The organism is Micromonospora sp. NPDC005220, from assembly GCF_040607895.1.
GTDB lineage: Bacteria > Actinomycetota > Actinomycetes > Mycobacteriales > Micromonosporaceae > Micromonospora.
Genome location: NZ_JBEXHP010000022.1, coordinates 38,341 through 50,550 on the forward strand (window position 1 = coordinate 38,341; position 12,210 = coordinate 50,550).

At 72.4% G+C, this 12,210-nt stretch carries 10 protein-coding genes and 1 pseudogene; 5 read left to right on the plus strand and 6 right to left on the minus strand.

Annotated elements, in window-relative coordinates; all coding sequences use genetic code 11:
* Positions 1-25 precede the first annotated feature (25 nt).
* From ABZU52_RS12450 to ABZU52_RS12460, 3 genes are all read right to left on the minus strand, one after another.
* Complete coding sequence (locus tag ABZU52_RS12450; protein ID WP_354971149.1) at positions 26-1,852, minus strand: long-chain fatty acid--CoA ligase; 1,827 nt, start codon at positions 1,850-1,852, stop codon at positions 26-28.
* Positions 1,853-1,988: 136 nt separating this feature from the next.
* Positions 1,989-2,858, minus strand: coding sequence for a terpene synthase (locus ABZU52_RS12455; RefSeq protein ID WP_354971150.1), 870 nt, complete (start codon positions 2,856-2,858; stop codon positions 1,989-1,991).
* Between the two features lie 215 nt (positions 2,859-3,073).
* Positions 3,074-3,703, minus strand: coding sequence for a TIGR03085 family metal-binding protein (locus ABZU52_RS12460; RefSeq protein ID WP_354971151.1), 630 nt, complete (start codon positions 3,701-3,703; stop codon positions 3,074-3,076).
* Positions 3,704-3,875: 172 nt separating this feature from the next.
* On the opposite strand from ABZU52_RS12460, the gene ABZU52_RS12465 reads away from it, so the two are divergent.
* The 3 genes from ABZU52_RS12465 to ABZU52_RS12475 all read left to right on the plus strand — a co-directional run bounded on the left by ABZU52_RS12465 (position 3,876) and on the right by ABZU52_RS12475 (position 8,430).
* The gene (locus ABZU52_RS12465; protein ID WP_354971152.1) at positions 3,876-5,759 is read left to right on the plus strand and encodes an ABC transporter ATP-binding protein; all 1,884 of its coding nucleotides are present in this window, start codon (positions 3,876-3,878) and stop codon (positions 5,757-5,759) included.
* Positions 5,760-5,814: 55 nt separating this feature from the next.
* A complete protein-coding gene (locus ABZU52_RS12470) occupies positions 5,815-7,596 on the plus strand; it encodes an ABC transporter ATP-binding protein (RefSeq protein ID WP_354971153.1) in 1,782 nt (593 codons plus the stop codon).
* Between the two features lie 84 nt (positions 7,597-7,680).
* Entirely contained in the window at positions 7,681-8,430 is a 750-nt protein-coding gene (locus ABZU52_RS12475) for a DUF2470 domain-containing protein (protein WP_354971154.1), read from the plus strand.
* Positions 8,431-8,469: 39 nt separating this feature from the next.
* On the opposite strand, the gene ABZU52_RS12480 is transcribed toward ABZU52_RS12475, so the two are convergent.
* The 3 genes from ABZU52_RS12480 to ABZU52_RS12490 form a co-directional block, all read right to left on the minus strand.
* Positions 8,470-9,066: a TetR family transcriptional regulator gene (locus ABZU52_RS12480; protein WP_354971155.1), complete on the minus strand. Its 597-nt coding sequence runs from the start codon at positions 9,064-9,066 to the stop codon at positions 8,470-8,472.
* A 76-nt stretch (positions 9,067-9,142) separates the two neighbouring features.
* Positions 9,143-9,898 carry an ABC transporter permease gene (locus tag ABZU52_RS12485; RefSeq protein ID WP_354971156.1) on the minus strand — a complete coding sequence of 252 codons (756 nt, stop codon included), beginning with the start codon at positions 9,896-9,898 and terminating at the stop codon, positions 9,143-9,145.
* A complete protein-coding gene (locus ABZU52_RS12490; RefSeq protein WP_354971157.1) occupies positions 9,895-10,650 on the minus strand; it encodes an ABC transporter ATP-binding protein in 756 nt (251 codons plus the stop codon). The genes ABZU52_RS12485 and ABZU52_RS12490 overlap by 4 nt, the downstream gene beginning before the upstream one ends.
* Before the next feature lie 595 nt (positions 10,651-11,245).
* Between ABZU52_RS12490 and ABZU52_RS12495 the strand changes: the two are divergent.
* Positions 11,246-11,530: pseudogene (locus ABZU52_RS12495) on the plus strand (phosphoribosyl-AMP cyclohydrolase); the annotation flags it as partial.
* A 207-nt stretch (positions 11,531-11,737) separates the two neighbouring features.
* Positions 11,738-12,169 carry a phosphoribosyl-AMP cyclohydrolase gene (gene hisI / locus ABZU52_RS12500; RefSeq protein ID WP_354971173.1) on the plus strand — a complete coding sequence of 144 codons (432 nt, stop codon included), beginning with the start codon at positions 11,738-11,740 and terminating at the stop codon, positions 12,167-12,169.
* Positions 12,170-12,210: the final 41 nt, after the last annotated feature.

The window sequence follows — 12,210 nt, forward strand, 5'->3', positions numbered from 1 at the left end:
CCCGAGCGGGGCCACCGGCGTTGCGTCAGAGCTCGGCCAGGGTGCCGGCGTACATCTTGTCGATCTCGGCGGCGAAGTTGCTCTCCACACCGCGCCGCTTGATCTTCAACGACGGAGTGATCTCGCCGTCCTCGATCGTCAGGTCGCGCGGCAGGATGGCCACCTTCTTGATCGTCTCCCAGCGGTTGAGCTTGGCGTTGAGCTGGGCGACGTACTCCTCGACCATCGTCTGGGCCTCAGCCGAGGCGACGATCTCGGTGTAGCTGCGACCTTCGAGGGGGCCGCCGGCGACCCAGCCCCGGATCGCGTCCGGGTCGAGAGTGACCAGCATCGTGCAGAAGTTGCGGGCCTGACCGACGACGACCGCCTGTGAGGTGTACGGGCAGATGGCCTTGAACATCCCCTCGATGTGCGACGGCGCGATGTACTTGCCGCCCGAGGTCTTGACCAGGTCCTTCTTGCGGTCGGTGATACGCAGGTAGCCCTGCTCGTCGAGGGTGCCGATGTCGCCGGTGCGGAAGAAGCCGTCCTCGGTGAACGCGGCGGCGGTCTCCTCCGGCAGGTTGTGGTAGCCGCGCATCACCGGCCGACCCCGTACCAGGATCTCCCCGTCGGTGTCGATCTTGCACTCCAGATCGCCCATCGCCCGGCCAACGGTGCCGATCCGTAGCCCCGCCGGCGGGTTGACGAAGTTGCCGGCGCTGGTCTCGGTCAGGCCGTAGCCCTCGGAGATCGGCAGGTTCGCCGCGGCGAAGAAGGTGGCGATCTCCGGGCTGAGCGGCGCGGCGCCGGACACCAGCACCCGCATCCGGCCGCCCAGGCGGGCCTGGAGCTTGCTGAACACCAGCTTCTCGGCCAGCCCGTAGCGCAGCTTCAGCCCGGCCGGCACCGGCTTGCCGACCTGCTCCAGGGTGACCTTCTCCTTGCCGACGCCGACCGCCCAGCCGAAGATCTTCGCCTTTGCGCCGCCGGCGCCCTGCGCGGTGGTCACGGCCTTGTTGTAGACCTTCTCGAACACCCGGGGAGCGCCGCACATCAGCGTCGGCCGGATGACGGAGAGCAGGTCGACCAGCTTGTCCACCCGCCCGTCGACGTAGGTGGGCAGGCCGACGTGGATGGCACCGCAGAGCAGGGTCTTGCCGAACGAGTGGGCCAGCGGCAGCCACAGGTACTGCAGGTCGTCGTCGCGCAGCAGCCCGACGTCCGCCTGCGCCACGGCCTCCCAGCACCAGCCGCCGTGCAGCAGCTCGACGCCCTTGGGTTGGCCGGTGGTGCCGGAGGTGTAGATCAGAGTGGCCAGGTGGTCCGGGCCGATGCCGGCCACCAGCATGTCGATCAGCTCCGGCTCGGCGGCCAGCGCCTGGGTGCCGCGCTCCTCCAGCTCGGCGAGCGTCAACTGCGCGACCGCGGCGTTCGGGTCGACAGCGCCGTCGAGGAGCACCACGTGGGTGAGCGCGGGCACTGTCGCCCCGGCGATCTTCGCCGCCTGGGCCGGGTTCTCCGCGAACAGCACCTTCGACCCGGAGTCGGCGATGATGTACGTCGCGTCCGCCGGCTCGGTGGTCGGGTAGACGGTGGTGGTCGCGCCGCCGGCGCACATGATGCCGAGGTCGGCGATCACCCACTCCAGCCGGGTGTTGGCGAGGATCGCGACCGGATCCTCCTGGCCGACACCGAGACCGTGCAGGCCGGCGGCGACCGCCTTGGCGCGCTGGCCGACCTGCGCCCAGGTCAGCCAGACGGGCCCCGAGTTGTCGGAGTTCGGGGACGCGAACGCGTTCCGATCGGGGGTGGCCGCCACGCGCTTGAGGAACATGTCCGGGATGGAGCGGTACGGTACATCGAGAGCCATCGCTGTAGCCGCCTTCGGGGTGGTGGCGTGACGGTCGTCACGTCATGATGGTTACCGAAGAGTATTGCCTGTCACCGTGCATCGGCTAGCCCTGGTGATCGTCCGGCCGTGCCATCCCACCGACCGGTACGGTCGATCAGGCGTACCGGGCAGCCACCACTGACCAGTCGTAGGTGGCCCGCACCCAGTTGCGTCGAGCGGCCAACGCGTCGCGGATCCCGTCGTCGCCGGCGGCCAGCAGCGCCTCCTCCGCGTCCAGGTACGTCGCCAGCCCCTGGTTGAACCGGTGCGCCGCACTGCGCAGGGCGGTCACCTCGTCCGCGTCGTTGTCCTGGGCGATCACCGTGACCAGGTTGTGCGCGTCCGGGTCGGACTGGCTCTCCTTGCCGTAGGAGAAGAGGTCGTTGCACCAGCAGATCAGGTCCACCGCCAGCAGATCCAGGGCCACCAGCCTCGGATCGGCGCGCTGGGCCGGCCCGGTGGTCCGCGTCGACGCCAGGTCGGTGAGGGTGAGACAGGGGTGCACGCCGCCGATGTGTCGGCGCAGCTGGACGTACTCCGCCACCTCGGGTACGCGCCGGCGTTCCCGGTTGCCCGCCTCCCAGAGCAGGGCCAACAGGTACTCCCGCATCTGGCTGACGAACCGCAGCAGCAGTGCCGCGTGGCCGCGCAGCCGGGTCCGGCGGCAGAGATCGTGCAGCGCGTCACCCAGTGGCCCGACGGCGGGCGGTGCGAGGTCCGGGTCGCCGCAGCGATCCAGCACGTCGAGCAGGGTGCTGATCGCCGGGCCCAGTCGGACCGGGTCGGCGCCGAGGCCGTCCTCGTCGCAGGCGTCGTCCATCACGAAGAGCCAGCTGATCAGGTCGGTGAGCAGCCGCAGCCCCTTGACCGAGCCGTCCGGGCAGGCGCGTCCGGCCAGTCCGGCGGCGTCGGCCCGTTCCAAGCGCTGCACCCGTTGGCTGGAATCGACCAGCCCGAACGCACGCGCCCACTCGACGCTCTCCATCGCCACCTGGTGCGTGGCGCCATGGCGCCCCCTGGGAAACGGCGGTTCCCGCAGCGCCGAAATCGCGAAGTCCCGCACAGCGTGCCCCCACTTCGTGCCGCTCGGCGCGAAGCGGCGCGGCGCGGCGCGGTGCAGCGTACGGGAGGAGATATCAGCATGCTTCGCTGGGTGTGGGTAACTTCACGACCATTCGGTGGCCGCTGATGTGGACTCAGTCACATGCCCAGACTGGCGCCGCGCAACCGCCGAGCCGCGTCCGCCGCACCGTTCAGTTGGACCCGGGCCACCCGTTGCCGGCCGGAGAAGAACAGCACCAGCTCGGCCGGGGCGCCGACCAGGCGCAGCGGCTCGCCCCCGCGACCGACGGAGACCTCACCGTGGCCGGGCGCCTGCACGTAGAGGTCCGCCGGAAAGCGGCGCAGGGCCAACCGGGCCATCGGGGAGGCACGCTTCCACAGCGCACCCTGGAGGCCGACGGGCAGGTCGCGGGGCTGCCACCCGGAGCCGGCCCGCCGCACGTCCTCGTGATGGATGAAGAACTCCATGGTGTTGGCCAGCTCGTCGGTCAGCGGGTTGCTGACCGGGCTCCACAGCGGCGGTCGCCGCACCTGCGCCACCAGTTCGGGGTAGGGCCGCGCGGCGAGTTGGAGACGGACCCGCTCGGCGTAGCCGCGCAGCGGCGGCAGCACGATCCCACCCGCCGCGTCCGGGCGGCGTTCCCGCACCACCAGGTGTGCGGCGAGGTCACGGGTCGCCCAGCCCTCGTTGATCGTCGGGGCGTCCGGCCCGAGGGCCAGCAGAAGGTCGGCGAGCGCCTCGCGCTCGGCTCGGGCGTACCGCGGCATGGCCCGATCGTAGGCCCGGTGGCCCGGCGGCGCGCGACAGCGGGCGCCGGTCGGCGGCCGCGGCACGCCGCCGTTCGGTACGTGACGGTCGACATATCCGGTCAGGGTCGGCGGTGCTGGCCCCGACCGGTAAGGATGAGGGAGATAATTGCGGCTTACGGCGGGGGAGAGCGTGGCGAGCAAGACAAGTCGGGACGTTCTCAGTCGAGGGCTGGGGGTCCTGCGGCAGGCGATCCGTGAGCAGCCGCGGATCTTCGCGGTGGCGGTCGTCGGCAGCGTGCTCTTCGGCGGGATGATCATTGTCAGTGCCCGGGTCGTCGGGTCGGTCATCGGTGAGGTGGCGCTTCCGGCCATCGAACGGGGCGAGGTGGGCGGCGGCACCCTGGCGCTGGCCGCGGCCGCGTTGTTCGGCATCAGCGTGCTGCGGGTGGCGGGCATCGTCGGCCGCCGGCTCGGCGCCGGCTACATGCAGTACCGCCTGCAGGCCTCCTACCGCCGCCGGGTCACCCGTCGGTACCTGGAGCTGCCGCTGTCCTGGCACCACCGCAACTCCACCGGCACCCTGCTCTCCAACGCCAACTCGGACGTGGAGGCGGCCTGGTACCCGATCGCGCCGCTGCCGTTCGCCGTCGGCACGTTGGTGATGCTGGTCGGCGCGATCGTGTCGCTGTTCGCCACCGACTGGGCGCTCGCCCTGGTCGGCCTCGCGGTCTTCCCCGCGCTGTTCGCGCTCAACGTCGTCTACTCCCGCCGGATGGCACCCCGGCAGGCCCGGGCACAGCGTCTGCGCGCCGAGGTCAGCGGGATCGCCCACGAGAGCTTCGACGGCGCCCTGGTGGTCAAGACGATGGGCCGCGAGGCCCAGGAGACCGCCCGGTTCGCGGGCCGCGCCGGTGAGCTGCGTGACTCGCTGATCGCGGTCGGCCGGCTGCGCGGCATCTTCGACCCGCTGCTGGAGACGCTGCCCAGCCTCGGCACCCTCGCCGTACTGGTGGTCGGGGCGTTCCGGCTGCGCCAGGGCGCGATCAGCGTGACCGAGCTGGTCAGCGTGGCCTTCCTCTTCACCGTGCTGGCCTTCCCGGTGCGGGCCATCGGTTGGGTGCTGGCCGAGCTGCCGCGCAGCGTCGCCGGGTGGGACCGGGTCCGCCGGGTGCTCGACGCCACCGGCGAGATGCCGTACGGGCAGCGGGTGCTCGACCCGACCGGCTCCGGCCCGGCCACCCTCACCTTCAGCGACGTGCACTACTCCTACCCACCGGCCGAAGCGCACCCGCCCGGCGCACAGGTCCTCGGCGAGGTCGGCTTCACGGTGCCGTCCGGTCGGACGGTGGCCCTGGTGGGGCCCACCGGCGCCGGCAAGTCCACCATCGCGTCGTTGGCGGTGCGCCTCGTCGACCCGGACTCCGGCACGGTGAGCCTGGACGGCGTGGACGTGCGCGAGCTGACCTCCGCGTCGCTGGCCGGCACGGTGGCCCTGGTCGCCCAGGTGCCCTTCATCTTCGACGACACGGTCCGCGCCAACATCGCCCTCGACCGGCCTGGTGTCGACGACGAGGTGGTCTGGGCGGCGCTGCGGCTGGCCGAGGCGGACGGTTTCGTCGCCGCGCTGCCGGACGGCCTGGACACCATGGTCGGCGAGCGGGGCACCTCGCTCTCCGGCGGTCAGCGGCAGCGGCTCACCCTGGCCCGCGCGCTGGCCGGTCGCCCGCGCCTGCTGGTGCTCGACGACGCGACCAGCGCGGTCGATCCTCGAGTGGAGGCGGCCATCCTGGCGGGACTGCGGTCATCGACCGCCGAGGCGGGGGTTCCGGCCGCGTCGATCCTGGTGGTGGCGTACCGCCGGGCCACCATCGCGCTCGCCGACGAGGTCATCTACGTGGAGCAGGGACGGGTGGTCGCCCGGGGCACCCACAGCGAGTTGTTGGCCACCGTGCCCGGGTACGTCGACCTGGTCACCGCCTACGAGCAGGCCGAGGTCGAACGCGCGCAGGAGAGTTCGTACGGCGACGACGTGGCGCCGTTGCCGTCGGGCCTGGAAATCGAGGTGGACCGGTGAGCGCGAGGAGTGCAGCGAAGCGGAGCCCCGCAGTCGCGAACGAAAGGCGTGCCCGGTGAGCGTCAAGACCGAAGAGCGGGTTGAGCGGGACGAGACGACCTGGCAGACCCTGCGTCGGGGCCTGGCGCTCTCGCCTGAGCTACGGATCGGTCTGGTCGGCACGTTGGGCCTGGCGCTGGTCTACATGGTCGGTCGGGTCGCCGTGCCGGTCGCGGTGCAGCAGGGCATCGACCGGGGTCTCGTCGGTGGGTTGAATCTGAACGTGGTCTGGTCGGTGGTGGCGATCACCGCGGCGATCCTGACGATCACCACGATCTGCGGTTACCTGATGATGCGCCGGCTGTTCACGGTCAGTGAGACGGCGTTGGCCAATGTCCGGACCCGGGCGTTCCGGCATGTGCACGACCTGTCGATGTTGCACCAGCAGTCGGAGCGGCGGGGTTCGCTGGTCTCGCGGGTGACCAGCGACGTCGACCAGATCACCCAGTTCCTCCAGTGGGGCGGGGTGATCCTGCTGGTCAACCTCGGTCAGCTGGTGGTCACCACCGCCGTGATGCTGGCGTACTCCTGGCAGTTGACCCTTGTGGTGCTGGCCGCGTTCCTGCCGGCGGTGTTCGTCATCCGGCAGTTGCAGCGCCGCCTCGGCGCGGCGTACGCGACGGTGCGCCAACGCACCGGGGCGCTGCTCGGCGCGATCGGTGAGAGCGTGGTGGGCGCCCCGGTGATCCGGGCGTACGGGATCGCCGGGCGCACCGAGCGGCGGTTGGACGAGGCGATCGACCGGCAGCGGCTGGCGCAGCAGCGGGCGATCCGGATCAGCATCGTGGGCAGCTCGGTCGGGGAGTTGGCGGCGGGGCTGGCGCTGGCCGGCGTGGTGGTGCTCGGCGTGCTGTTGGGGGTGGACGGCACGCTGTCGATCGGTCAGCTGACCGCGTTCCTCTTCCTGGTGACGCTCTTCATCCAGCCGGTGCAGATCGCCACCGAGGTGCTCAACGAGGCGCAGAACGCGATCGCCGGCTGGCGTCGGGTGCTGGACGTGCTGGACGTCGCGCCGGACGTGGCCGACCCGGGGGAGCAGGGGCGGGAGCTGCCGGGCGGGCCGCTGGACATCCGGTTCGCCGGGGTGCGGTTCGCCTATCCGGGTGGGCCGCCGGTGCTGCACGACATCGAGTTGGAGATCCCGGCGAAGAGCCGGGTGGCGGTGGTCGGTGAGACCGGCAGCGGCAAGACCACGTTCGCCAAGCTGCTGACCCGGCTGATGGACCCGTCGGCCGGGGCGGTGCTGCTGTCCGGGGTGCCGCTGACGGACGTCCGGTTCGACTCGCTGCGTTCCCGGGTGGTGATGGTGCCGCAGGACGGGTTCCTCTTCGACGCGACGGTGGGGGACAACGTCCGGTTCGCCCGCCCGGAGCTGACCGACGAGCAGTTGAGCACCGCCTTCACCGAGTTGGGCCTGTCGGACTGGCTGGAGGGCCTGCCGGCGGGCCTGAACACCCCGGTCGGGGAGCGCGGTGAGGCGCTCAGCGTGGGGGAGCGGCAGCTTGTCGCGTTGGCCCGCGCGTATGTGGCCGATCCGGACCTGTTGGTGCTCGACGAGGCGACCAGCGCGGTGGACCCGGCGACGGAGGTGCGGTTGCAACGCACGCTGGACGCGGTCACCCGGGGTCGGACCACCCTCGCGATCGCGCACCGGCTCTCCACGGCGCAGGCCGCCGACGAGGTGATCGTGGTGGACCGGGGTCGGGTGGTGCAGCGCGGCCCGCACGACGAGCTGGTCCGCGACGCCGACTCGGTCTACGGCCTGCTCTACGCCTCCTGGCTGGAGCAGACCCGGTGAGGTGCGGTGACGTGGTGGACGTCGGCGGGCGGGTGCTCTAGGCTCCGGGTTAGGTAAGCCTAACCTCTGAAGGAGGTCGCGCCCATGCGGCCCAACTCCGCCGAGATCGTCCGTACCCTCGTCGCCGGCCGGCTGCCCGGCCTCGTGCACCTGGCCCACCGGCCGGGCCCGCACCACGCCCGGCACGTCACCGACTCGGACGGGCGGGTGCTGCTGCTGGTGCCGGTGGCCAGCCACCTGGCTGCCGCCCTGCAACCGGCCGCCGGGGGCAGCGACGTCGCGGTGGTGCTCGACGTCCTCGACCTGCCGCCCGCCGCCGGCGCGCCCGGCCTGGGTCGGGCCTGGGTGTCCGGCTGGGCGGCCGAGCTGCGCGGCGACGAGGCCCGCCACGCGGCGGTCGAGTTCGCCACGGTGGAGCCGACCGGCGACCTGCTCGACCTGGGCACCCGGTTCCGGCTGTTCCGCTTCGAGGTGGTCGAGGTCCGCTGGGAGCGGGCCGGCGTCGTGCACCGGATCGACCCGGTGGAGTACGCCGAGGCCGAGCCGGACCCGGTGCACCCGGTCGAGGCCCGCCTGCTGGCCGACCTCGCCGAGCGCCACGGCGCCCAGGTGACCGCGTACCTGCGTCGGCAGCTCGGGTTGACCGAGCAGGCCCCGGACGGGCCGCCCCGGGTGGTGCGCATCGACCGCTACGGGCTGGTGGTCGCCCTCGGCCAACCCGGTGCCCGGCGTCGGGTCCGGCTGGCCTTCCCCAGCCCGGTGGCCGACCCGGCCGAGCTGCCGCGGCTGCTGCCGCCGCTGCGACTCCCGGCCGACTCCCGGCCGCCGCGCTGATCCGGCCCCGCTGTCGGCTCGGCGGCCATCCCCGACGGGTCAGCTCGGCAGCGGGCCGGTTAGGTAACGCTGGATCGTGGGGCCGACCGCGGCCACCAGGGTCTCCGGGTCCGCCGAGGCGACCGGCTCAAGGCGCACCACGTGTCGCATCATGGCCAGGCCGATCATCTGACTGGCCACCAGGGAGCCCCGCAGTGGCAGCTCGGCCGGATCGACGTCGAGGTTTTCCAGCACCCGGCGCAGCACCTGGGTGGTGACGAACTCACGCAGCAGCCGAGCCGTCCACTCGTTGCTCACCGCGGAGCGAAGCAGTGCCTGTGCGGCGCCGCCGACCGGGGAGTCCCAGATGCCGAGGAAGGTGCGCACCAGCCGTTCACCGATGGCGTCCTGGTCACCGGCGAGCACCTTCGGCACCAACTGACCGGGGTCGACCGGGAAGTTCATCGCGGCCAGGAAGAGCTGGTCCTTGCTGCCGAAGTAGTGGTGCACCAGCGCCGGATCGACCTCCGCCGTGCCGGCGATCGCCCGGATGGAGGCGGCGTCGAAGCCACGTTCGGCGAACGCCGTCCGCGCCGCGTCGAGAATCGCCTCCCGGGTGTCCGGTTTGCCGGGTCGCCGGCCGGTCCGCCGCGTCATCGCCGCCCTTCGTTCGTCCACCTGACCCCGGCCCACCTCGGGGCCGGGGTCAGTCACCGCCCACCGGCGGTGTCGGTCAGCCGCTGCGTCGACGCAGGGTGGCCGCCGCGAGCACCAGCGCCAGCACCACAGCACCGAGCACCACCGCCACGTCCCGCCACATCCGGCCGGTCGGCTCGGCGTGGGCTCCGACCTCCTGCAACGCCTCGATGGCGTACGACAGGGGGAAGGCGTCGCTGAGCGCCTGGAGCCAGCCGGCCATCTGGTCGCGGGCCACGAACAACCCGCAGAGCAGCAGTTGGGGGACCACCACGACTGGCAGGAACTGTACTGCCTGGAACTCGGTGCGCGCGAAGGCGCTGCACAGCAGCCCGAGGGCGACGCCGAGCACGGCGTCGAGCACGGCGATCCCGAGCACCAGCCCGATGCTGCCGGCGGTCTCCAGATCGAAGATCCAGTACGCCACGGCGGCGGCGACGGCGGCCTGCACGGCGGCGGCCAGCCCGAACGCGATGCCGTACCCGAAGAGCAGGTCGAGCTTGCCCAGCGGGGTGGTGAGCAGCCGCTCCAGCGTGCCCGAGGTGCGTTCCCGCAGCATGGCGATGCTGGTCACCAGGAACATGATCACGAAGGGGAAGATGCCGAGCATCACCAGCGCGATCCGGTCGAAGGTGGTCGGCTGGCCGGGCGGGGTCGGCTGGTCGGCGTACATGAAGTAGACCAGGGTGAGCAGGACGGCCGGCACCACCACGAGCAGCGCGATGGTCCGCCGGTCGTGCCGGAGCTGACGCAGGATGCGGCCGGTGGTGGCGGCGAGGATTCGCGGGTTCATGCTGTCTCCCGGGCTGCGGTCGCGTCGGTGCTGGGGGCGGCGGCCTCGCTGGCCCGGATGAGCCGTAGGAACGCCTCGTCGAGGTCGTCCACACCGGCGGCGGCGCGGATCGCTGCGGGGCTGTCGTCGGCGATCAGCCGCCCCTGACGGATCAGCAGCAGGCGGTCACAGCGTGCCGCCTCGTCCATCACGTGGCTGGACACCAGCAGGGTGGTGCCGGCGGCTGCCATGGCGTGGAACCGGGCCCACAGATCGGCCCGCAGCACCGGGTCCTGACCGACGGTCGGCTCGTCGAGGATGACCAGCTCCGGCTCCCCGACCAGGGCACACGCCAGCGAGGCTCGGCTGCGTTGACCGCCGGAGAGGGTGCCTACCAGTTGACCGGCCGCCTCGGCCAGCCCGACATCGCTGATCGCCCGATCGGCCTCGACCCGCCCACGCCCGTACAGGGCCGCGAAGTAGCGGGCGTTCTCCCGGACGGTCAGGTCGGCGTAGACGCTCGGCGCCTGGGTCAGGTAGCCCACCCGGTGCCGCAGCGCGGGGGTGCCCGCTGGTTGACCGAGCACGGTGACCGTTCCGCCGCTGACCAGCTGCACCCCGACCACCGCGCGCATGAATGTGGTCTTGCCGCTGCCGCTGGGGCCGAGCAGCCCGGTGACCGCGCCGCGCGGGACGCGGCAGCTGATGCCGTCCAGCACCCGCCGCCCACCCCGGTCGACGACCAGGTCTCGGACGGCTATCGCATCGTCCATGTCGCACCTCCACAAAACTCATCAACTGTTGAACTCAACGCTAGATGAAATGCCGCTCCGGGCGCAACGTCCGGGCCGGTGCCCGGCTGTCGACCGTCGCGCGGAGCGCGAGAACGGGCAGTAGGCTCCGGACCGGACACGAAGTCCGCCAACGGGCATTGCGCCCTGATCGGACGTGCGGCACGATGGCGCGGTGGGTCACGCTCCGTTACCGGATAGCGGTTTTCTCGACGATTTGACCGCGCGGTTGCGGCAGGCCGCCGAGCGGCCGGTCGTCGGCATCCTGTTGCGCGGCAGCCACGCCCGCCTGGCCGCCACCGTGCACAGCGACGTCGACCTCGACGTGTTGGTCGGCGGCGCCCCGTACGCGGCCCGCCAGGCCTACCTGGCTGAGTCCGCAGGCCAGGTCACCCACGTCTCGGTGGCCGCCCGGGACATCCGGTCCTGGGTGCACCGACTCGGTGAACCGGCCGACTGGGCGTTCGGGCTGCCGGTCACCGCGCCGGCGCGGCTGCTCTGGGCCGACCCGCACTGGCGGCCCCGGATCGACCTTCCGGTGCTCTGTCAGCCCGCCGAGCCACCCCGACTGGAAGAGATGATCGCCACGCTGGGTAAGGCCGCCGCCGCTCGCGCGGCCGGCGACCGCCTCGGGGTCCGGCTCGCCGTCGCCGACCTGGCACGGCTCTGCCCCTCGGTGCTGCGCCCGGCCAACCCGTCGGTGCGGGTGCACTCCCGCCGGGCGGCCTTCGCGGCGGCCCTGGAACTGCCGGTGGCCCCACCCGGCTACCGGGCGGACATGCTGCTCTGCCTCGGGCTGCGTCCGGGCGCCACCGGGCAGCTCTGGGCCGCCGCCGTACGGCTGGTCGCCGGAACGCTGCCGTTGATCCGGCCGTACGCCGAGGAGATCGCCGACACGGCCGGCGCGGACCTGGCCGCCGCCCTGGTCGACGGCCGTCTGGACCGCTACGTCTCCCAGCTGGCCCGGCCGGCCGGGCCAACGCCACACCCCCGGCCTTCGGGGCCTCCGACCCAGCCCCGGCGGGAGGGGTCAGCGGTGCCCGCGCCGCGTGCGGGAGAATTGCTGACTGTGCCCGTACCTGACCCGCCGGTGACCGGCGTCCCCAGCGATCCGAACGACCCGCTAGCGCCCGCACCGGCGCGCCCGTCCCGGCTCGACCCGGCCATCGCGGCCCAGCTGCGCCGCACCGCCGACGGTCTGGTCGCCGCCGTGGTGCGCGCGCACGACTCCGGCGAGGTGCTGATGGTCGCCTGGATGGACGACGAGGCGTTGCACCGCACCCTCACCACCGGCCGGGCCACCTACTGGTCGCGCAGCCGACGCGAATACTGGGTCAAGGGCGCCACCTCCGGGCACCACCAGTACGTGCGGTCGGTCGCCCTGGACTGCGACGGGGACGCGCTGCTGGTAAGCGTGGACCAGGTCGGTGCGGCCTGCCACACCGGCCACCGGACCTGCTTCTTCACCGAGCTGCCCGTCACCGGGCCGGAGGCACGGTGAGCGCGAGGAGTGCAGCGCAGCGGAGCCCCGCAGTCGCGAAC